The 19,482-nt window shown below is 39.3% G+C and carries 24 protein-coding genes and 1 other annotated feature; of the genes, 9 read left to right on the top strand and 15 right to left on the bottom strand.

The features are described from left to right. Positions 1 to 39: 39 nt before the first annotated feature. From D2908_RS07135 to D2908_RS07115, 5 genes are all read right to left on the bottom strand, one after another. Positions 40 to 708, bottom strand: a complete 669-nt coding sequence (locus D2908_RS07135; RefSeq protein ID WP_117305952.1) for a hypothetical protein — start codon at positions 706 to 708, stop codon at positions 40 to 42. Between the two features lie 83 nt (positions 709 to 791). Beyond that, entirely contained in the window at positions 792 to 1,640 is an 849-nt protein-coding gene (locus D2908_RS07130) for a hypothetical protein (RefSeq protein WP_117305951.1), read from the bottom strand. Further along, positions 1,637 to 2,602, bottom strand: a complete 966-nt coding sequence (locus tag D2908_RS07125) for a hypothetical protein (RefSeq protein ID WP_117305950.1) — start codon at positions 2,600 to 2,602, stop codon at positions 1,637 to 1,639. The genes D2908_RS07130 and D2908_RS07125 overlap by 4 nt, the downstream gene beginning before the upstream one ends. A gap of 6 nt (positions 2,603 to 2,608) precedes the next feature. Then, positions 2,609 to 3,484 (bottom strand): beta-carotene 15,15'-monooxygenase, encoded by an 876-nt coding sequence (locus D2908_RS07120; RefSeq protein WP_117305949.1) that lies wholly within the window; start codon positions 3,482 to 3,484, stop codon positions 2,609 to 2,611. A 217-nt stretch (positions 3,485 to 3,701) separates the two neighbouring features. Continuing rightward, positions 3,702 to 3,863 carry an antitoxin YezG family protein gene (locus D2908_RS07115; RefSeq protein WP_240628277.1) on the bottom strand — a complete coding sequence of 54 codons (162 nt, stop codon included), beginning with the start codon at positions 3,861 to 3,863 and terminating at the stop codon, positions 3,702 to 3,704. Between the two features lie 379 nt (positions 3,864 to 4,242). Here D2908_RS07115 and D2908_RS07110 point away from each other — a divergent pair, with 379 nt between their 5' ends. From D2908_RS07110 to D2908_RS07100, 3 genes are all read left to right on the top strand, one after another. Continuing rightward, positions 4,243 to 4,674 carry an Rrf2 family transcriptional regulator gene (locus tag D2908_RS07110; RefSeq protein WP_084864588.1) on the top strand — a complete coding sequence of 144 codons (432 nt, stop codon included), beginning with the start codon at positions 4,243 to 4,245 and terminating at the stop codon, positions 4,672 to 4,674. A gap of 95 nt (positions 4,675 to 4,769) precedes the next feature. Further along, positions 4,770 to 5,774 (top strand): NADP-dependent oxidoreductase, encoded by a 1,005-nt coding sequence (locus D2908_RS07105; RefSeq protein ID WP_117305948.1) that lies wholly within the window; start codon positions 4,770 to 4,772, stop codon positions 5,772 to 5,774. 100 nt (positions 5,775 to 5,874) lie between these two features. Beyond that, positions 5,875 to 6,045 (top strand): hypothetical protein, encoded by a 171-nt coding sequence (locus D2908_RS07100; RefSeq protein ID WP_206269741.1) that lies wholly within the window; start codon positions 5,875 to 5,877, stop codon positions 6,043 to 6,045. A gap of 304 nt (positions 6,046 to 6,349) precedes the next feature. Here the strand turns inward: D2908_RS07100 and mgaSpn are convergent, their stop codons facing one another. Further along, positions 6,350 to 7,828, bottom strand: a complete 1,479-nt coding sequence (gene mgaSpn, locus D2908_RS07095; protein ID WP_117305947.1) for a virulence factor transcriptional regulator MgaSpn — start codon at positions 7,826 to 7,828, stop codon at positions 6,350 to 6,352. Positions 7,829 to 8,113: 285 nt separating this feature from the next. Here mgaSpn and D2908_RS07090 point away from each other — a divergent pair, with 285 nt between their 5' ends. From D2908_RS07090 to D2908_RS07070, 5 genes are all read left to right on the top strand, one after another. Continuing rightward, the gene (locus D2908_RS07090; protein WP_117305946.1) at positions 8,114 to 8,350 is read left to right on the top strand and encodes a GlsB/YeaQ/YmgE family stress response membrane protein; all 237 of its coding nucleotides are present in this window, start codon (positions 8,114 to 8,116) and stop codon (positions 8,348 to 8,350) included. Between the two features lie 75 nt (positions 8,351 to 8,425). After that, positions 8,426 to 8,998, top strand: a complete 573-nt coding sequence (amaP, locus tag D2908_RS07085) for an alkaline shock response membrane anchor protein AmaP (RefSeq protein WP_049497566.1) — start codon at positions 8,426 to 8,428, stop codon at positions 8,996 to 8,998. 11 nt (positions 8,999 to 9,009) lie between these two features. Further along, positions 9,010 to 9,180, top strand: a complete 171-nt coding sequence (locus D2908_RS07080; protein ID WP_049497564.1) for a DUF2273 domain-containing protein — start codon at positions 9,010 to 9,012, stop codon at positions 9,178 to 9,180. A gap of 57 nt (positions 9,181 to 9,237) precedes the next feature. Beyond that, the gene (locus D2908_RS07075) at positions 9,238 to 9,846 is read left to right on the top strand and encodes an Asp23/Gls24 family envelope stress response protein (RefSeq protein ID WP_117305945.1); all 609 of its coding nucleotides are present in this window, start codon (positions 9,238 to 9,240) and stop codon (positions 9,844 to 9,846) included. Between the two features lie 23 nt (positions 9,847 to 9,869). After that, positions 9,870 to 10,073, top strand: coding sequence for a CsbD family protein (locus D2908_RS07070; protein ID WP_049497560.1), 204 nt, complete (start codon positions 9,870 to 9,872; stop codon positions 10,071 to 10,073). A gap of 153 nt (positions 10,074 to 10,226) precedes the next feature. Here D2908_RS07070 and D2908_RS07065 read toward each other — a convergent pair whose 3' ends face one another. Beyond that, entirely contained in the window at positions 10,227 to 10,682 is a 456-nt protein-coding gene (locus D2908_RS07065) for a GNAT family N-acetyltransferase (RefSeq protein ID WP_117305944.1), read from the bottom strand. A 69-nt stretch (positions 10,683 to 10,751) separates the two neighbouring features. Here D2908_RS07065 and D2908_RS07060 point away from each other — a divergent pair, with 69 nt between their 5' ends. Beyond that, positions 10,752 to 11,411, top strand: a complete 660-nt coding sequence (locus D2908_RS07060) for an A24 family peptidase (protein WP_117305943.1) — start codon at positions 10,752 to 10,754, stop codon at positions 11,409 to 11,411. Here D2908_RS07060 and trpA read toward each other — a convergent pair. The 8 genes from trpA to trpB (D2908_RS07020) form a co-directional block, all read right to left on the bottom strand. Continuing rightward, entirely contained in the window at positions 11,383 to 12,159 is a 777-nt protein-coding gene (trpA, locus tag D2908_RS07055) for a tryptophan synthase subunit alpha (RefSeq protein WP_117305942.1), read from the bottom strand. The two genes, D2908_RS07060 and trpA, sit on opposite strands and share 29 nt — an antisense overlap. Further along, a complete protein-coding gene (trpB, locus tag D2908_RS07050) occupies positions 12,152 to 13,375 on the bottom strand; it encodes a tryptophan synthase subunit beta (RefSeq protein WP_117305941.1) in 1,224 nt (407 codons plus the stop codon). The genes trpA and trpB (D2908_RS07050) overlap by 8 nt, the downstream gene beginning before the upstream one ends. After that, positions 13,353 to 13,952: a phosphoribosylanthranilate isomerase gene (locus tag D2908_RS07045; RefSeq protein ID WP_117305939.1), complete on the bottom strand. Its 600-nt coding sequence runs from the start codon at positions 13,950 to 13,952 to the stop codon at positions 13,353 to 13,355. Before D2908_RS07045 ends, trpB (D2908_RS07050) begins: the two co-directional genes overlap by 23 nt. Next, complete coding sequence (gene trpC, locus D2908_RS07040) at positions 13,939 to 14,706, bottom strand: indole-3-glycerol phosphate synthase TrpC (protein ID WP_117305937.1); 768 nt, start codon at positions 14,704 to 14,706, stop codon at positions 13,939 to 13,941. Before trpC ends, D2908_RS07045 begins: the two co-directional genes overlap by 14 nt. After that, a complete protein-coding gene (trpD, locus tag D2908_RS07035; protein ID WP_117305935.1) occupies positions 14,703 to 15,707 on the bottom strand; it encodes an anthranilate phosphoribosyltransferase in 1,005 nt (334 codons plus the stop codon). Before trpD ends, trpC begins: the two co-directional genes overlap by 4 nt. Before the next feature lie 10 nt (positions 15,708 to 15,717). After that, positions 15,718 to 16,284, bottom strand: a complete 567-nt coding sequence (locus D2908_RS07030; protein ID WP_117305934.1) for an aminodeoxychorismate/anthranilate synthase component II — start codon at positions 16,282 to 16,284, stop codon at positions 15,718 to 15,720. Next, positions 16,281 to 17,642, bottom strand: coding sequence for an anthranilate synthase component I (gene trpE, locus D2908_RS07025; RefSeq protein WP_117305932.1), 1,362 nt, complete (start codon positions 17,640 to 17,642; stop codon positions 16,281 to 16,283). Before trpE ends, D2908_RS07030 begins: the two co-directional genes overlap by 4 nt. Before the next feature lie 71 nt (positions 17,643 to 17,713). Then, positions 17,714 to 17,945 (bottom strand) — a binding site (T-box leader). Further along, positions 17,936 to 19,114: a tryptophan synthase subunit beta gene (trpB, locus tag D2908_RS07020; protein ID WP_117305930.1), complete on the bottom strand. Its 1,179-nt coding sequence runs from the start codon at positions 19,112 to 19,114 to the stop codon at positions 17,936 to 17,938. (Overlaps the previous feature by 10 nt.) Between the last annotated feature and the right edge of the window lie 368 nt (positions 19,115 to 19,482).

Here is a 19,482-nt window from a genome sequence, read left to right as displayed (position 1 = left end):
GATGTAGGGCTTTTTGCGTTGCTAGCGATTTAGCACATGCTACGCTCCACTTTCATCCTGTTCTTTCTTAAATCGCACTTTTCCTTGGCTATATAATCTCATAATCTTCACAAAGCGAACTGGATTGTTTTGATTATACACTAACACGAGTGCAAAGAGTAATAATCCAGCTATCCAAAATTCATAACCTAATTCAATTTCCTGACCAAATTTTTGAGTATAGCTATAAAAAACATATAACAGGTAGATATTAGTGGCAACTATTAGAAAACGAACAATTCGGAAGATTTTAGTAGACAACTTAGCTGGATCAAAGTTATCTTCCCCCACCATCAGGTTATGAGAAGCCGCATAGTAAAAAACCTTTTCTGTCGTCGGCTGGGCCTTGTGTACATTTTTATAGAGAGCTCGTTCGAGTAAAGCAACCATAAACAAAAACTCAGCCAACCAAAATAATAGGATAAAGGTCAAACTGGTCCAGTTATAGACCCCTATACTCATAGCTGCAAGGAAGCCAAAGCCACCCGTTCCACCGGCCATGAAGAAAATCACCAATTCAGGAATATAAGCGTTGGTCTTCCGAGCCCCTTCAGTATTGAGTAGGACACTCTTGGGAGCAGCTAAAGCCTCTCTCGTCTTTTGGTCATAATAGACCGCTTGACCATCACATTCGCCGATAAATACACGACGGCGTCTGAGAAAAAACATATTGACCTCTTTCTATTTCCTTTGTTATATTTCCTTCTTAACTCTACTATTTCTGTACCGTTCAACTGCCTTCAGCCATCGAATCATATTATTTTGCCACAGCAATAGAGCTGCGACAGCTGGCCCTCCCACTCACGGTATTCTTCTGGGTATTTCCACTTATAATAGGCATGGAGGAAATAAGGAAAACCGATAAAAATAACGATGGCGAACAATACAAAATTACAAAAAATCCATAACAGCAGAAATCCAAAGCCTTTTATTGAGTTTAAAATATCTATTTCAAAGAATCCCAAAAGATGCTTTACGATCATAGCTACTCCTAAAATCCCCATACCATAGAGAGCAATCATTTTTGCAATCTTATTCCGAAATGTCTCTTTCAACACCTCACCATACATGAGTTTCCTTAACCCCGCTAGCTCAATATTAAACATCCAGTAAATAATCATCACAATGAAACCAACTATACCAATAATTTCCCAAGAGGCCAAATTTGCTAGCAGAAAGTCTAAAAATATTAGATCCATTTCCAATAAGAACCAAATCATAAATGTAAAAGCATGAAACTGATAACGATACGGTAATAAGTACGTTCGTTTAATAAATTTTCCAATCACAACCAAGGATAACCAGATAATAAGCAAAATCAGAAAAACATTTACTGTTAAAGACTCGTGCTTAGCTATTGGAAGGGTCAAGGTATCACTTTCATGGAACTCCATAGAGATAGCCAGCAAGATAAAGTTAAAGCCGACAGGAAAAATAAGGCTTAAAATAAAACTTAGAATGCGAAACCAAAGGGAAACATGGCCATTCTTAAAAAATTTCGCAGTCTTATCATGTTGCTCTTGCTGTAACTTTCTAAAACCATCATCTTCAAGGTTTAAACTTTCTTCAAAACTTGCCTTAAAAATAGATTTTTTCTTCATTTACTCTCTATCTCTTCTTTTTTAATCTGATAATAAATAAAACTAATAGTGGTATCCAAAAGAATTGAATAACCGAAAATTCTTATGGTTCCTATGAGCCAACTTGGGCTATTTTCAGCATCTATATTCAATAGTTTTAAACACACTGCTAGAGTTAAAAATAAGACAACTTCTATGGTTAAGCGGTGCTTGGCCTTTTTGAAATCTAGGGCCTTCAAAAAGAACTGACTCCGACCTTCCTTCGGTACTTCTTCCCAATAGGTCTTGTCCTTACTTCTTAGATAAAGGAGATACCCAACTTCGACGATTAATCTCGAAAAAGCTGAAGTAAAGACTATATTGCTCACAATCCCAAACGCTTGCAAATAATAACCGGATAAACTAGCCAATCCTCCGCCTAACAAAGTAACTCCTAGAATAATCCAAAGGGATGGTTTACTGTAAACACTTGAAAAGGCTATATAGTTAGCAGTTGTTCGTTTTTCTGAAAATCCTTTTCTTAGTTGCTTTTTTAACCAACTGGCATTATAAACAATTAACCCCATGAATAAACCAATGGAACTTAACCAATAAAGCAGCGAGTAGATCAGCGAATTTTTTAGAACCTCATTCGTTAAAATAGTGAGAATATAATCCATTAAAACTAATGAAAGATGAATCCCATTGATTAGTACAAAGAGCATCGCAGTACTAAAGAGTTGATGTTTATAGATGAATGTCTTGCTGAATGACATAATCTGACAGCCCAGCATGAGTAATAGAAGGAGACATAGAAAAAGAAAAGGGACATTAGAAAAGGGATCTACTGTGAATTGCTCCTTGATAAAAAAGTATACGTGAGTCAGGTCGATGCTCAATACAAACAAACCAGCCCAGGCCAAACTCAACATTCTAACAGAAGCTCGCGTGGAACCCAGCGCTTGAAAATATTCCTTATTTAATGCTTCTGACTGACGGTTCATATCCCACTACTCCTCTTCTAGTTGACTGCTTTTGATTAACTTCTTATAATAGCGTTTGCTATACCATTCGCGGTCACTAATCCCCAAATATTCTTTGTATTCCATCGGATACTTATAGATATAGTAGGCTTGAACAATATGGACATCAATGAGAAAGGCCACTAAATAAGCATAGATAACAAACCAAAGAATTAATACTAAACCGAAAGGATAAAAATACCACAAAACCGGTAACTTGTTTACCTGATGATAAATTAAAGATACTGGAAAAAGAAAGACCATTATACCTAGCGTAATCAATAAGACTTTCTTTAGAAGCACCTTTTCTCCTTCATCATTCAATCGTCGTTTCAAATTCTGGATTTTATTAACAATTATCCAGACAAAGAGAGCAATTCCTACTATCAGCTGAAGCCAGAAGCCCAGCAGAGTATAGGCATCATAGGCTACAGCACTTGCAAAGTAGAGCCCTGAAATAAACRCCCCAGATAACCACGGGAAATAAAAAGGAAAATAGGTCCAGAGTTGACTACTCAAGCGCTTTTTCGGCCAAAAAACTGGAATAGAAGCAAGAAGAAAACCAACATAGACTAGAATACTAACAGGCTTTAAAAAACCTCCTATAGATCGAATTAAGACAGCCGCATCATAAGAAAGATAACGAATGTCTGTACCTTTCCCTAAATTACTAGGCAAAGAGATTAATAAAAAATAGACCAGGATGCCAAAAAAGAAAAATACACAAAAAACAACTGTAAAGAGACGATTGAGAAGGCTCATATGGATAGGGTTTGGCATCCCTGCTGTTAATGAATACTTCCCACTGGTTACAATCTTCTTACTGTCTTCAAAATCAGCACCAAATAGACTTAGTCTCTTCATTGCTTAACCTCCAAACCATGACGTAACAGTCTTCCATCCACTAGTAAGAGCTTTGCCAACATTTTTCACCTCTTTCTGATCATGAAAAATATACTTACTTATCTAGTCTGAATGATATTTTAATACTAGTATACCACAAAACCCATGTACCAACGTTTATTTAATCACAAAAGAACGCCTAAAAGACGGTCTTTTATCCAAGCAAATTATTTTTCATTCACTCTATTTTGAAGGTATCCATTACCTCGAACTGCTCTAGTTCTTTTTCAGCTTGAGGTTCAAAACCAAGGTATTTATACTTAAAATATTTTAAAAGAGCACTTGGTCTAAAGCCACTTTGATTCCATGGTGCATAGTCAAATTCAGCAGATAAGTTCATGCCAAGAACCTTTATGAGTCAATCGTTTTTGCCCCACTTTTGCCCCATTTTTAAATCATGACATTGAAAATACCTAAAAGTATTTCCCTAAAATCACTTATATTTCAATATTTTTAATTACTGTCAATATGAAGGTCCTTTCCAAATCCCTGTAGGAGGCATCTAAATCAACAGGAAAAAGCCTTGAAATCAAGACTTTTTTTCGTATCTCTTCTACCAACAGATATTAAAGATATAATTTTATGAACACCCTTTCCTGACATCTCTAATCTGATGACACTCAAAATTTTAAAGAATTTAAAACAAAAGTCTTGCTTTTCTTTTTATTTATGTTATACTTGTTCTTGTATCTGATACAGGTTTATAAAAAGGAGTTCAGATGGATACGAAATTCTCAGTTGCTTTGCATATCTTAACAATGATTAGTGAAAGCAAGGAAATATTAAGTTCTCAAGCACTAGCTACTAGTGTTGGGACTAACGCTAGTTACATTCGAAAAGTGATTGCCTTATTAAAAAATGCAGACCTGATTACTTCACATCAAGGAAAAACAGGCTATCAACTCAGTAAGTCTCCAAAGAAAATGACTTTACTAGAGATCTACTATGCTACTCAAGAAATCAATCACATTAGTTTATTTCCTGTTCATCAAAATAGTAATCCCGATTGTCCCGTTGGAAAACATATCCAAGGAGCAGTTTCACCGCTTTTCGCTAGTGCCGAATCTCAATTAGAGAAGGAATTAGCAAATCAAACTTTAGAAGATGTCATTGACAATCTATATAAGCAAGCCAAACAAGTCCGAAACTGATTTGATAGCAAATCAAGTCAGTTTTACCTGAAACAACATATACTTGTATTAGATACAAGTATAATTAGTCGTATTAAAAAAGAAAAGAGAAGACAATGAAAGCCGCACAACATACTACTTATAACAAAAAGAATATCACACTAAACATCACAGAAATCGCTAAGCCAAGTATTACAGACAAACAAGTCTTGGTCAAAGTCACCGCAGCCGGGGTTAATCCTCTCGATAACATGATTTCCCGAGGAGAAGTCAAGATGATCGTCCCTTACAAACTCCCACAAACTGCAGGTAATGAAGTGGTTGGAATCGTTGAAAGCATTGGCAAGAAAGTTAATAATATTCAGGTAGGAGATCGTGTCTTTGGCCGTCTGCCTCTTGATCATATCGGCGCCTTTGCAGAATACGTAGCTGTCGATAGCCAAGCCCTAGCCAAGGTTCCAGACTATCTATCAGACGAGGAAGCTGCTGCTGTTCCGCTTACTGCCTTGACTATCATGCAGGCTCTTGACCTCATGGGAGCTCAAGCTGGGAAGACGATCTTTATCTCTGGTGGTACAGGCGGTGTCGGTGGAATGGCTATTCCGATTGCCAAAGCTAAAAGTTTGACGGTCATTACCAACGGTTCTGGAGATAGCGCTGAGCGTGTATTGAAGCTAGGAGCAGACCGCTTCATCGATTACAAAACAGAGGATTATACAAAAACTGTTAGCCAGGTTGATTATGTCCTTGATACTCTTGGAGGCGCTGAGACTGAAAAACAAATGTCTATCATGAAAAAAGGTGGTCAGCTTGTTTCCCTCCGTGCTATGCCAAATGGTGACTTTGCCAAACGCATGAATCTACCAAAATGGAAACAGATGATTCTTGGCTTAGCCGGTCGCAAATTTGATAAGATGGCTGACAAATATGGCGTTCACTATCATTTCATTTTTGTAGAAAGCAATGGCGCTCAATTACAAGAGGTAGCTGACCTCTTTAGTAAATTAAAAATCAAGCCCTCTATCGATACAGTTTATCCATTTGAAGAAGTGAATAGCGCCTTAGACAAAGTCGCTAATGGTCGCTCACGTGGAAAAACAGTCCTCAGCTTTAAGAAATAAAAAAGGAGAATATTATGTCATATCTTACTACAACAAATTAATTCGTCACTTGGCAATGAATGAGTGATCCGGAAAAGGTCTAGCCAAACATCAGCAAGACTTGCCAGGCCTAGCCTACTATGTCATCGAGGTTACAAGTAAAGAGGACCTCCTCGTCATTGACCAGAGTACACCTGAAGTTGGGGTGCCAATCACATGGATAAACTCAAGAGAGTTGGAATTTAGTGATGCAGATGGTATCCTAACTCGTGTTCTCATAGCCAACCAATGATAGACAAAGGGTTCGATTCAATCTGTAACACATCCTGTTTCAAGTGTTTTGGTAAAGATTAAAAGGTCTTTCGTTTTCAACTTCAGATACTTACCTCTAGGTATATACTATTTTAAATAAGTTCCAAAATGAATGAAACTAGTAACTCTGCTAATGATAAAAATGAATTGTTTCATATGAGTCTATTTAATGAGTATTTTTCAATTCTCATGATAAATCATATGAAGCTTTTTTAATATTCAAAAAGACTCCACCTATCTATAGGAAATCTACCCTAGAGATGGATGGGGTCTTCTTTCACTCACTAGTCTAATCGAATAAACATCATGGCATTTAACAAAGATATGAGTGAGACCGTGTTTATATTATTTGAATAGATAAGTCTCTTATTTTCAATAGGAGGAATAATAAAATTAGAAATGATGATGTCGTAAGGTGATTCTTTTAGAGAATCAAGTGATAACTCTAATTCAGTCCAAACTTCCAGTTCAAAATTATTGCTACAGTAATAAGAAAGTGTCTCTGCAACGGTTTTTGCATGATACTGATCAAAATTACTCATGACCAGAACCTTCAGCTTTGGCTGATTTTGTAGCAGATTAAGCACCAAATGTTTGGTATGAGTGATGAAGGTATAAGATAGATGATTTACCATCATTGAACTAGAACAAACTTCAAGAGTCTCTAAATAGTGAGAAAGCTCTTTTTTTACATCTGAAACAAATTTAGGAAAAATATTTTGAAAGTTCCTGATTGTATTCCCTTTTTGATCAAATAAAATAAACTCAGTGGACAACTCTTGACGATGCAAATGTGAGGTATTATGCAGATGCCAAATCAGATTATCTTTATTCTCAATCTCAATTTGATACTTGACTGCCATCTGATCGATAAAATCACTCAATAGATGGTAAGATTTTTCAACATAGCTATCCTTTTTTACGCCTTTCAAAAAGAGGCTTTCATCTATGAAAAACATTTTTTGAAAGTAAGACACAAATAATTGGTAAAGCACTTCTTCATCTAACAAGATATTGTATTCTGATTCAAAACTCTGAGCAATACCTTCTATGCTTTCTGCCTGCATCAAAAAATCCAAACTTTGATCATTAAAAGAGTCTTTCTCTACTTCCATAAAATGACCAAACTTTATTCTATACAGGTTCGTAACTAGGAGCAACTTCAGCATCCTATGAGTTGACAAATTCATTGGAAAGCTTGTTTCCTTATAAACCAATTCTAACAGTTGTGACAAGGGCTCTGATGAAAAATTTTCAAATGGCCATTCTAGAAAATAATATTTTTCTGAAAAATATTGTGCAAAAAAGTAACGAATGTCTCTCTCATTTCCAACAATTTGAACAGGAGTCAGACTGATTTCAAATTGAAATTGCTTTCTAATCACTTTATTGATTTGGCTAATAATACGATAGAGCGTAGATGAACTGATATAAAATTCTTTACAAATACTCTCAGCTTGACAACCTTCATTAAAGAAGATAAATTCTAAAATCGAAAAATGAGTTGAATGCTTAAAGAAATGATGGTAAACCATTTCAATATCACTATCATCGGTATTAATAATGCGTATACCATTAGTAGAAGAATGAAAAATCAAGTCAGGAAAAGCAGATTTAACATGGGATAGATCATCTTTGACTGCTCGTTCTGTACAATTTAGTAACTCTGCTAATTCAGAACGATGAAACCATCGTTTATGTTCAAATAATAATTCTAATAATTCTAATTGCCTATGACTTTTTTTAGATAATAAATCTCTCATGAATATCTTTCTCTCTTTATAAATTATCAAATTTTACCTCTTGCAATTATACCATACAGACTAGCTATAGCATACTATAACGACTTTTATTAAGATCCTTTATTTCGTATAATAACACGAAACAGGAAATATATAAACAATTTTTTTATTTTACCGTCTATTGAGGGCGTGAATACAGAATCAAATTCAAGTCGAAACACTATATTTTTGGTTTTTAAAATTATATAATGGCAATAACCAAAATAATTGATTTTTTGATATTAAAATAATAAAGGAGGGTAGGCAATGTTGTGGTCAATTATTGCTGGAGGTCTTATTGGGCTCTTGGCAGGTAGAATCACTAAGAAAGATAGTTCTATGGGAATAGTCGCAAATGTATTCGCTGGTTTAGTCGGATCATCTGTAGGACAATCCCTCTTAGGTAGTTGGGGCCCATCAATAGCTGGAATGGCTTTGATTCCATCTATTGCAGGAGCAGCAATTGTTGTTACTATAGTATCATTCTTTACAGGTAAAAAATAATTACTTGTAGAATAAACTATTTTTAAATAATTAGACAGGTAAAAATAGTTTAATGTTAAATCGAAAGGATTGTATATGTCAAAAACAAAGAAAATATTTTTAATTATTTTCTGTATTTTAATCTTGACAATTTTCCTTCCTGTTTTGATAGATTATCATCAAGTTAGTGATCTAGGCATTCAGCTATTTAGCTGGAGACAGAATCATTTCGTTGAATTCTATCTCTCTAGATATGTATTCTGGGGGATAGTGGCTCTATCAACTTTAGTTTTGTTATCAATGTTAGTTGTGTTGTTTTATCCTAAACGTCATTTGGAAATTCAACTTGAAACTAAAAACGATACATTGAAATTAAAGAATTCAGCAATCGAAGGTTTTGTTAGAAGTTTGGTCAGCGATCATGAATTCATCAAAAATCCAACTGTCCATGTAAATTTACGAAGAAATAAATGTTTCGTTAAAGTAGAAGGTAAAGTTATTCCTTCAGATAATATCGCTAACAGATGCCAGCTAATTCAAAATGAAATAGCTAATGGATTGAAGCAATTCTTTGGTATTGAGCGTCAGGTTAAACTAGAAGTTATAGTAAAAGACTACCAGCCTAAACCAAAACCTCAAAAGAAAAAAACTGCTAGTCGAGTAAAGTAAGGAAGTAAGAAATGGAATGGATTAAACAGTATCGATATCCAATTATAGCAGGTCTAATAGGCGTATTTCTCGCTTGTTTGATTGTCTCCTTTGGCTTCTTCAAAACAATATTTGTTTTAATTTTAGGAGTACTGGGAGTAGCAGCTGGATTGTATATCCAAAACAACTATATAGACAAATAACTATCTATATAGAAAATAAATAAGTAAATAATAAATAATTTAATAAAGGAGTTTCCTATGTCAAACGAAAAAAACACTAATGTTAATGTAGAAAAGAAAAATTCTACTGCTGTATCTCAAGATGTTAAAGGTGAACTTACTTATGAAGATAAAGTAATTCAAAAAATCATCGGCCTATCTCTAGAAAACATTTCAGGTCTTTTGGAAATCGACGGTGGCTTCTTCTCTAACTTAAAAGACAAAATTGTTAATTCTGATAATGTAACTAATGGAGTTAACGTTGAAGTTGGGAAGTCACAAGTTGCTGTTGACCTTAACGTTGTAGTTGAATACCAAAAGAATGTTCCTGATCTATACAAACAAATCAAAGATGTTGTTGTTGCTGAAGTTAGCAAGATGACTGAATTGGAAGTTGTTGAAGTAAACGTAAACGTTATCGATATCAAAACTAAAGAACAATACGAAGCGGACTCAGTAAGCCTTCAAGACCGCGTATCTGATGTTGCTGAATCAACTGGAGAATTTGCTTCAGAACAATTTGAAAAAGTAAAATCTGGTCTTGGTAGCGGTGTTGCTACTGTTCAAGAAAAAGTTGGCGAAGGTTTCGAAAACGCTAAAAGTGCAGCAACTGGTGTAGTAGCTCAAGAAAGCTCTCGCGTAAAATAATCTAATTAAAAGGAGAATTAATCATGTCAGTAGAAGAAAAATTAAATCAAGCTAAAGGTTCTATTAAAGAAGGTGTTGGAAAAGCCATCGGTGATGAAAAAGTGGAAAAAGAAGGAACAACTGAAAAAGTTGTTTCTAAAGTAAAAGAAGTTGCTGAAGATGCCAAAGACGCTGTAGAAGGTGCTATCGAAGGTGTCAAAAATATGCTTCATAAAGAAGAAAAATAAGGTTTACACTTTATATATCATTTTAGAACAAAAAAAGAGAACGTCAGTACACTAACGTTCTCTTTTTTTGTTTATAAAAACCTAACAAAATATGAAACTGTATCAAAAGTAATTGTTATTCAGAATATCTTTGGAATCAAAACTTTTTGCATTCTATCTCAACTTTCTCATAATGTATTTCCGTTTTGGTGCTTCAATGATTTCCACGATCTCAAAACCTTCTTTTTGGTAAAGATTGTAAGCTCTTTGATTTGCCTCGTAGACATTTAAAGAAATACTAACTATATCTCCATTTTTAAAAGCCAAACTAACAAATTTCCTTAAAGCCTGGCCACCTAAGCCTTGCCCCTGTTTCTGGGGATTGATAAAAAATCTTCCAATATGAAGATTGCTGTCTTCTTGCCTGATTTTCTGGATAAGCCCGACAAACTCTTGTCCTTCAAAGATTGAAAAGATTCCTTCCAACTCTTGCAAGGCTTGAATGGTCAAGGGAAAAGGAATCATTGTTCCCATCCATTGTTCTTGAAAGGATTTACCAAGGGAGTTGGACCATTGGCATACGAGCTGAGCATTTTCTATACTCACCTTTTCTTCAAAACGAATTGTCATCTTTCCCTCCTCATCTTATCTATGTTTCTCCATTATACTACTTCTCCCATTTTTTACGAATAGATAAGTATGATTGATTTTTATTTTTTTCTTGTCGGGAGCATTCTCGCTTCCTTTCTTGGTTTGGTCATTGACCGTTTTCCAGAGCAATCCATTATCAGTCCAGCTAGCCACTGCGATTCCTGTCAGACTCGCTTACGTCCCTTAGATTTGATTCCGATTCTCTCGCAGGTGCTCAATCGCTTTCGCTGTCGCTACTGCAAGGCTCCTTATCCAGTCTGGTATGCCCTTTTTGAACTAGGCTTAGGACTCCTCTTTCTGGCTTGGTCTTGGGAATTACTTTCCTTGGAGCAAGTCATCCTAATCACTGCTGGTTTGACCTTGGGCATCTACGACTTTCGCCATCAGGAATATCCCTTACTGGTCTGGATTGTCTTTCATCTACTCCTAATGGTCTGCTCCGGTTGGAATCTGGTCATGATTTTCTTCCTTGCTCTTGGAATTGTGGCTCATTTTATCGATATCCGCATGGGCGCAGGGGATTTTCTCTTTTTAGCTTCCTGCTCTCTCGTCTTTAGTGCGACCGAATTGCTCATCTTGATTCAATTTGCTTCTGCGACAGGGATTCTAGCCTTTCTCCTGCAAAAGAAAAAGGAAAGACTTCCTTTCGTGCCTTTCCTCTTACTCGCTGCTTGTATAATTATTTTTGGTAAGCTACTGCTTGTTTGATGAAGTCCTCAATCGGCTCTCCTTGGTGGAGAGCTTTTACAATTTTCGAACCAACAATAACACCATCTGACACCGCATTGAAGCGTTCTAAATCGTCTTGACTAGATACGCCAAAACCTGTCAAGACTGGGATGTCAGCCACTTGATGCAATTGTGCCAAGTGCTTGTCCAAGTCTGCACGGTAATTGCCAGATTTCCCTGTCACCCCGTTGATGGCAACGGCATAGACAAATCCTTCTGCCCCTTCAATCAACTCTTTCTGGCGCTCAATCCCTGTGGTCAAGCTTACTAAAGGAATCAAAGCAATGTCTGTATCTGCCAAAAATGGTTCTACAAAGTTAGCATGCTCATGAGGTAGGTCTGGGATAATCAAACCCTTAACCGCTGTATCTGCCAAATCTTTGACAAAGTTCTCCACACCGTACTGAAAGAGGGGGTTAAAATAGGTCATGATGACAAGTGGAATCTCTGTCTCAATGGTTTTCAAGGTTTCAACCAAAGCCTGGGTAGAGGTCCCGTGGGCTAGACTGCGCAAGCCAGCCTCTTCGATAACAGGTCCATCTGCAACCGGGTCTGAAAAGGGAATGCCCACTTCAATGGCAGAGACTCCCAAGTCTTCTAAAAAGTGGATTGTTTCAGCAAGACCAACCAAACCTTTCTCGTGGTCTCCAGCCATGATATAGGGAACGAAAATTCCTTTTCCAGCTGCTTTTATAGCATTTAATTTTTCTGTTAGTGTCTTAGGCATGAGCTTCTCCCTTCTTTGCTGCATCTGCTTCCAAGCGGTCTTTGACTTGAACCACATCCTTGTCCCCACGACCTGATAGACAAACAATCATGGATTTGTCTGGACCCAGTTCTTTGGCTAATTTCACTGCGAAGGCAATGGCATGGCTAGATTCCAAGGCTGGGATAATCCCTTCCACACGAGACAAGAGTTGGAATCCTTCCAAGGCTTCCTCATCTGTCACTGGCACATAAGTTGCACGCTTGATATCGTGGTAATGAGAATGCTCTGGACCGATACCAGGATAGTCCAAACCTGCTGAGATAGAGAAGGCTTCAAGAATTTGACCATGAGCATCTTGAAGCACATCCATGAGGGAACCGTGAAGAACACCTGGACGACCCTTGGTCAAGGTAGCTGCATGGTGCTCCGTATCCACACCAAGTCCTGCTGCTTCAGCTCCATACATGGCTACAGACTCATCTTCCACAAATGGATGGAAGAGACCAATGGCATTAGAACCACCACCAACACAGGCTACTAAGGCATCTGGCAGATTTTGACCTGTCAAATCACGGTACTGTAGTTTAGCCTCTCGACCAATAACACTTTGGAAGTCACGAACGATTTCTGGGAATGGATGAGGTCCCAAGGCAGAACCAAGGATATAGTGGGTATCATCGATATTAGCCACCCAAGAACGAAGGGCTGCATTGACCGCATCCTTGAGCACGCGCGAACCGTCTGTCACTGCCTCAACCTTGGCTCCCAAAAGCTCCATACGGAAGACATTGAGGGCTTGGCGTTTGACATCTTCTTCACCCATGTAAATGGTACATTCCATGTTAAAGAGAGCCGCGGCTGTTGCAGTTGCCACACCGTGCTGACCGGCACCTGTTTCAGCGATAATTTTCTTTTTATCCATGCGTTTGGCAAGCAAAACTTGTCCCAAGGCATTGTTAATCTTGTGAGCCCCTGTATGGTTAAGGTCTTCACGTTTAAGATAAATCTTGGCTCCGCCGATATGCTGGGTCAAATTTTTTGCGTAGTAAAGAGGAGTTTCACGTCCCACATACTGGCGCAAAAGTTGGTTTAATTCCTCTTGAAAACTTGGGTCTGCCTGACTTTCACGATAGGCCTTCTCCAACTCCAAAACTGCTGTCATTAATGTTTCTGGGACGAAACGTCCTCCGAATTTTCCGTAAAATCCATCTTTATTTGGTTCCTGATATGCCATGTTTTACCCTCTCTATAAATCTTCTAATCTTTTTATGATCTTTTTGTCCATCTGTCTCCACTCCGCTTGATACATCTACTGCATAGGGAGTAAAGTGTTGAATTGCTTTTACGACATTGTCTTCATTAAGCCCACCTGCGATAAAGAAGGGCTGAGTTAATCCAATCGTATCCAGTTGCCCCCAGTCAAAGGTTTGGCCACTCCCAGCGACAGGTGCATCAAAGAGTAGATAATCTGCCTGAGAATTGGGGACATGCCCCTCTCCATCCACCTGCACAGCCTGAATGCTGGCACAAGGCAAATCCTCAAACACATCATCCACTACCTGACCGTGAACTTGAATCAAGTCTAAACCAACTTTGTCAATCGCTTCTAGCAGTTCTGCCCGACTTGGTGAAACAAATACCCCAACCTTTTTGACATCTGCAGGAATGATTTCAGCTAACGCGGAAGCCTGATCCAAAGTCACCTGTCTTTTACTAGGTGCAAAGACAAAACCGATGTAGTCCGCTCCTGCTGAAACGGCTGTTTCCACCGCTTCCTTGGTCGATAGTCCGCAAATTTTAACCTTTGTCAATCTGCAACTCCTTGATTCTCTGGGCTACATCTTCTGCCTGCATGAGAGCCGTTCCTACTAAAATGCCGTTAAAGTATGGTGCTACTCGCTCTGCATCCTGCCCTGTGAAAATGGCAGATTCAGAAATGTAGAAGCAATCGTCCTTGAAGTATTGTGCCAAGTCTACGCTAGTCTGTAAATCAACTTCAAAGGTTTTCAAATTGCGGTTATTAACCCCGATAATTTGAGCTCCAAGTTTATGAGCCACTTCCAGTTCAGCTAGATTGTGAGTCTCTACCAAGACTTCCAGACCAAGCTCTGTCGCATAGTCGTAAAGTTCCTTGAGGCGCTCTTCGAACAAGGCAGCCACAATGAGCAAGATGACTGTCGCACCTGCATTGCGTGCTCGGATGATTTGCTTTTCATCGATGATAAAGTCCTTGTTAAGCGTTGGAATGTTTACCTGACTGGAAATCTCCCGTAGATAATCCAAATGCCCTTTAAAGAAAACCTCATCTGTCAGAACAGAAATCATCACTGCTCCGTTTTCTTCATAAGTTTGGGCCTGTTGCACAATATCCACATCGAGGTTGATATCTCCCAGACTTGGGCTTGCCTTCTTAACTTCAGCGATTACCTGTAAACGGTCTTGGTGTTGTTTTAGATAGTCAGCCAAGCGATAGGTCTGGCGCAGGGGCTGGATTTCCTCCAGCTCCATCTGCTCGACCTCACATGCCTTCTGCTCCAAGATTCGTGCTAAAAATTCCTGACTCATTTTTGGTACTCCTGTAATAGTCTGAGTTTTTCAAGGGCCTTACCACTAGCAATCACTTGACGTGCCAATTCAACTCCTTCCTTGATACTATCTGCCTTACCATTGGCATAGAAACCAAGACCAGCATTTAAAACTGTCGTTTCCAAGAATGGACTTGGTTCATTTTTCAGAACGCTGAGCAAAATTTCTGCATTTTCCTGAGCATTGCCTCCACGAATATCTTCGATAGCGTAGCCTTCCATCCCCAGATCTTCTGGAGTGAAGCTTGACAAAGTGATTTCTGCATTTTCAAGAAGAGCAATCTTGGTTGTTCCATTCAAACCAGCTTCATCCAATCCTTCTGGCCCAGCTACTACAATGGCACGTTTGCGACCCATATTTTTCAAAACCTGAGCTGTACTTTCTAGCAGCTCTGGACGACTAATCCCAAGCAACTGTGTTTCCAAGGCCATTGGGTGAATCAGAGGACCAGTCAAGTTCATAATCGTTGGAATTCCCAATTCCAAACGAGCTGGCATGATGTATTTCATAGCTGGATGCATGTTTTTGGCAAAGAGAAAGACGATTCCTGTTTGGTCAAATACCTTACCTAGTTCAGCTGGTTTGAGGTCTAGGTTGATGCCCAAAACTTCGAGGACATCTGCAGAACCAGATTTAGAAGAAATGGAGCGGTTACCGTGTTTTGCCATATGAACACCACCACCAGCCAAGACAAAGGCTGCAGTTGTGGAAATATTAAAACTGAAGGATTTGTCTCCACCTGTACCACAGTTATCCATGGCATCGTGAATTTCAGTTGGAATGTGTTGGGCATGGCCTCTCATGACTTGGGCAATAGCTGTACGTTCTTCAGGTGTTTCTCCCTTCATCTTAAGAGCTAAGAGGAGAGAAGCAATCTGTGCCTCTGTTACACGTCCAGTTACGATACGCTCAATGACATCCGTCATTTCCACACCTGATAAATTCTCAAATTTTGCTAGTTTTTCAATAATCTCTTTCATCCTAGTTTCCTCACTTTACAACCTTCTCGATAAAATTCCGAATAGAAGACAAGCCATCTGGCGTTCCAATGCTCTCTGGATGGTACTGGAAGCCATAAATCGGTAGGTTTTTATGTTGAATCCCCATGATAGCTTGGTCATCAGTCGAACGAGCTGTCACTTCAAAGTCTTCTGGCATTTCCTCAATCAAAATACTGTGGTAACGCATGACCGCACGGCCATCCTCGATACCTTGATACAAAACAGATGGCGCTTCAAAGTTGATATTACTCTGTTTCCCGTGCATGACTTTTGGAGCCAAACCTAACTTACCACCAAAGACTTCTGCGATGGCTTGGTGACCCAAACAAATTCCAAGAATCGGCTTCTTGCCAGCAAAGTCACGAATCATATTTTCCATCTTTCCAGCATCAACTGGCCAACCCGGGCCGGGCGAAAAGACCAGACCATCTGCTTTTTCAGCTTCTTCGTAAAGCTTAGGATCATCATTTCTCAAGACCTGAACTTCTGCAAAATTCCCAATGTATTGAGCCAAGTTATAGGTAAAAGAATCATAGTTGTCAATCAATAAAATCATGGTCTTAGTTCTCCAATTCTAGTCATAGATTTTGCTTTGTTAATGGTTTCTTGATATTCGTTTTGGGCGATGGAATCGTAGACAATCCCTGCCCCAGCCTGCACATAGGCTATTTGATTTTTGAGAACCATCGTTCGGATAGCGATGGCGAAATCCATATCACCCGTAGCAGACAAGTAGCCGATTGCTCCTGCGTATACTCCCCGTTTTTCTGTTTCCAGTTCATAGATGCGTCTCATGGCTCGAATCTTTGGTGCTCCTGAAACTGTTCCAGCAGGAAGTGTTGCTTTCAAGGCATCCATAGCAGTGAGTTCTGGAAGCAAACGCCCCTTGACCACGCTGGTCAAATGCATGACATAGCGGAAGAGCTCCACTTCCATATACTTGGTGACTTGGACGCTTGCCGTTTCAGAGATGCGACCAATATCATTACGACCCAAGTCCACCAACATTCGATGCTCTGCTGTTTCCTTCTCATCCGAAAGCAGGTCTGTCGCCAAAGCCTTGTCCTCTTCATCCGTAGCTCCTCTTGGTCGTGTACCCGCAATCGGATTGGTTGTCACGATGCCATTTTTGACAGAAACCAAACTTTCTGGACTAGCTCCGATGATTTGATAATCCCCAAAGTCATAGAAATAAAGGTAATTAGATGGATTGGTCACGCGGAGATTTCTGTAGAAGTCAAAAGGATTTCCAGTCACTTCTGCTGAGAAGCGCTGACTGAGTACACATTGGAACATGTCACCATTTCGAATCAAGTCACGCGCTGTTTCCACCATTTCCTCAAACTTCTGAGGGGCGATATGGGGTTTGAAGTCCAGAGGAGATAGATCCAAGTCTTCAAATTCATTTGGAGCAGGAATGCGTAATTCCTCAAGCACTTGGTTCAAGGCTTTTTCCAAGTCTTCTTGACTACGCTCACTATAGAGAGCATCCTCGATGACATGAATTTTTTCCTTCTTGTGATCAAAGACCATGTAACTCTCATAGACGAAGAAATGCATGTCTGGCGTTCCAATTGTGTCCTCAGGAATTTGACCAATTTCTTCATAAAGAGAAATCATATCGTAACCCACAAAACCAATGGCTCCTCCACCAAAAGGGAGGTCTGAATGGTGCTGGCTCTTATGAGTCACTTCATAAAGAAAATCCAAGGGATCCCGGTCAATCACTTGACCATTTTGATAAAGGACTCCATTTTCAAACTGAATCTCAAAAACTGGATTATAGGCTAGGATAGAAAAACGAGCGGTTTCCTTGTCTCTCGGAATACTCTCTAAGATAACCTTGTGTTGCCCCTTTAGGCGCATATAAGCCAGGATTGGTGATAAGACATCTCCATGAATGATTCGTTCCATTGTAATTTCCCTTTCGATTCTAATTCTAGTTGGTAGCGACTGTATAAAAAATCCCCACGCAAAATAACTTGCGTGAGGACGAAATTCGCGGTGCCACCTCAATTATAGGATTTCTCCTATCTCTCATTCCTGTCTCAGAACCTTCCTGTAACAGGCTGTGCGATAAAGGGCACTCCCTTGAGAATTATGTTTTCTTCTCTTGTTTCAAATGGACCCAACCTTACAGTTTTCTCTGCTTGTTTCCAGCAACCACAAGCTCTCTGTGAGAGAAAGGACTGTAATTTTTCCATCTATTATTTTTTAGCTTCTAGGTAGTCTGCAATCGCAGCTACGTCCTTGTCTCCACGACCAGAGACGTTGATGATGATAATCTCATCTTTACTTAGTTTCGGTGCACGTTTAACTGCTTCTGCGATAGCGTGTGAACTTTCAATAGCTGGGATAATTCCTTCAGTCTTACTGAGAAGGAGCAAGGCTTGAACCGCTTCTTCGTCTGTCGCTGCTACATATTCAACGCGACCAGAATCTTTAAAGTAGGCGTGTTCTGGGCCAACCCCTGGATAGTCCAATCCAGCTGAGATAGAGTAAACTGGAGCTAGCTCTCCATCTTCCTTAAAGACTGCATAGGTCTTCATACCGTCGACAATTCCGATACTACCTTTTGTCATAGTAGCTGCGTGCTTGTCTGTGTCAACTCCATGACCAGCAGCTTCGACCCCAACCAATTTAACTTCTTCATCAGCCACATACTGAGAAAAAGCACCGATGGCATTGGAACCACCACCTACACAGGCAATAACGTAGTCTGGTAAACGGCCTTCTTTTTCCAAGATTTGACGGCGAGATTCTTCACTAATGACTTTTTGGAACTCATGGACAATGGTAGGATAAGGATGAGGGCCTACAGCAGATCCCAAAACGTAGAAGGCTTCAAGGTCATTCATCCATGCTCCAAAGGCTGCATCAACCGCATCCTTAAGAGTTCGTGTCCCAGTTTCAACCGCGTGAACAGTTGCTCCCATCATCTCCATACGGAAAACATTGAGACGTTGACGTTCCACATCCTCTGCTCCCATGTAGACATCACAGGCCATACCAAACTTGGCTGCAGCTGCTGCTGTCGCAACACCGTGCTGACCAGCTCCTGTTTCCGCAATAACCCGTTTTTTGCCCATACGTTTAGCCAGAAGAATTTGTCCTAAAATGTTGTTGAGCTTGTGAGAACCAAGGTGGTTAAGGTCTTCACGTTTAAGATAAATCTTAGCTCCACCTAGGTGCTTTGTCAAACTTTCCGCAAAATAGAGCGGTGTTTCGCGACCGGAATAGTCCTTCAAGTAATGACGAAATTCTGCCAAAAACTCTGGATCTTCCTTGTACTTATCAAAAGTCACTTCCAATTCATCTAGTAAAACCTGAATTGGTTCTGGTACAAAACTACCACCAAATTGTCCAAAATATCCTTTAGTTGTCATAAAATTTTCCTCTTTCTGTATTCATTTGACCTTTTGTTTGCTTTTAATAGTAGCCAAGGAGCTGTAGATAGAACTCAAGTTCATCAAAGCGACTTAAGGCCCTAATAAAAGATAAACAAAATGACGGATAGAAAAAAGCCCACACACAGAATTAAATTCCATGTGAGGGCGTTGGTAACGCGGTGCCACCTCAATTATAAAGGGACTATCCCCCTTTACATCTCTACCTTGTCTAACAACAAGTTGCACTGTAAGGTGTGCGCACCGAATTTTCATTGTTTCGAATTCATTTTTTAAATCAGCCCACTTTCACTACTTCCAACCACCTGTTCACAATCACCACAGGCTCCCTGAAGATCAAAAATAAC

This window comes from Streptococcus sp. LQJ-218, assembly GCF_003428885.1.
Classification (GTDB): domain Bacteria; phylum Bacillota; class Bacilli; order Lactobacillales; family Streptococcaceae; genus Streptococcus.
The sequence above is the reverse complement of the archived record's forward strand: the minus strand, read 5'-3'. Positions and strand labels throughout refer to the sequence as shown.

Excerpts from the sequence above, each read along its gene's own strand:
- trpD (WP_117305935.1), bottom strand. The coding sequence starts at position 15,707 with ATGAAAGAGATTATTGAAAAACTAGCAAAATTTGAGAATTTATCAGGT.
- D2908_RS07030 (WP_117305934.1), bottom strand. The coding sequence starts at position 16,284 with ATGATTTTATTGATTGACAACTATGATTCTTTTACCTATAACTTGGCT.
- D2908_RS07065 (WP_117305944.1), bottom strand. The coding sequence starts at position 10,682 with ATGACAATTCGTTTTGAAGAAAAGGTGAGTATAGAAAATGCTCAGCTC.
- D2908_RS07105 (WP_117305948.1), top strand. The coding sequence starts at position 4,770 with ATGAAAGCCGCACAACATACTACTTATAACAAAAAGAATATCACACTA.
- D2908_RS07110 (WP_084864588.1), top strand. The coding sequence starts at position 4,243 with ATGGATACGAAATTCTCAGTTGCTTTGCATATCTTAACAATGATTAGT.
- trpB (WP_117305941.1), bottom strand. The coding sequence starts at position 13,375 with ATGGCATATCAGGAACCAAATAAAGATGGATTTTACGGAAAATTCGGA.
- trpE (WP_117305932.1), bottom strand. The coding sequence starts at position 17,642 with ATGGAACGAATCATTCATGGAGATGTCTTATCACCAATCCTGGCTTAT.
- trpC (WP_117305937.1), bottom strand. The coding sequence starts at position 14,706 with ATGAGTCAGGAATTTTTAGCACGAATCTTGGAGCAGAAGGCATGTGAG.
- D2908_RS07075 (WP_117305945.1), top strand. The coding sequence starts at position 9,238 with ATGTCAAACGAAAAAAACACTAATGTTAATGTAGAAAAGAAAAATTCT.
- D2908_RS07060 (WP_117305943.1), top strand. The coding sequence starts at position 10,752 with ATGATTGATTTTTATTTTTTTCTTGTCGGGAGCATTCTCGCTTCCTTT.
- mgaSpn (WP_117305947.1), bottom strand. The coding sequence starts at position 7,828 with ATGAGAGATTTATTATCTAAAAAAAGTCATAGGCAATTAGAATTATTA.
- D2908_RS07130 (WP_117305951.1), bottom strand. The coding sequence starts at position 1,640 with ATGAAGAAAAAATCTATTTTTAAGGCAAGTTTTGAAGAAAGTTTAAAC.
- D2908_RS07090 (WP_117305946.1), top strand. The coding sequence starts at position 8,114 with ATGTTGTGGTCAATTATTGCTGGAGGTCTTATTGGGCTCTTGGCAGGT.
- D2908_RS07125 (WP_117305950.1), bottom strand. The coding sequence starts at position 2,602 with ATGAACCGTCAGTCAGAAGCATTAAATAAGGAATATTTTCAAGCGCTG.
- D2908_RS07070 (WP_049497560.1), top strand. The coding sequence starts at position 9,870 with ATGTCAGTAGAAGAAAAATTAAATCAAGCTAAAGGTTCTATTAAAGAA.
- D2908_RS07115 (WP_240628277.1), bottom strand. The coding sequence starts at position 3,863 with ATGAACTTATCTGCTGAATTTGACTATGCACCATGGAATCAAAGTGGC.
- amaP (WP_049497566.1), top strand. The coding sequence starts at position 8,426 with ATGTCAAAAACAAAGAAAATATTTTTAATTATTTTCTGTATTTTAATC.
- trpA (WP_117305942.1), bottom strand. The coding sequence starts at position 12,159 with ATGCCTAAGACACTAACAGAAAAATTAAATGCTATAAAAGCAGCTGGA.
- D2908_RS07135 (WP_117305952.1), bottom strand. The coding sequence starts at position 708 with ATGTTTTTTCTCAGACGCCGTCGTGTATTTATCGGCGAATGTGATGGT.
- trpB (WP_117305930.1), bottom strand. The coding sequence starts at position 19,114 with ATGACAACTAAAGGATATTTTGGACAATTTGGTGGTAGTTTTGTACCA.
- D2908_RS07080 (WP_049497564.1), top strand. The coding sequence starts at position 9,010 with ATGGAATGGATTAAACAGTATCGATATCCAATTATAGCAGGTCTAATA.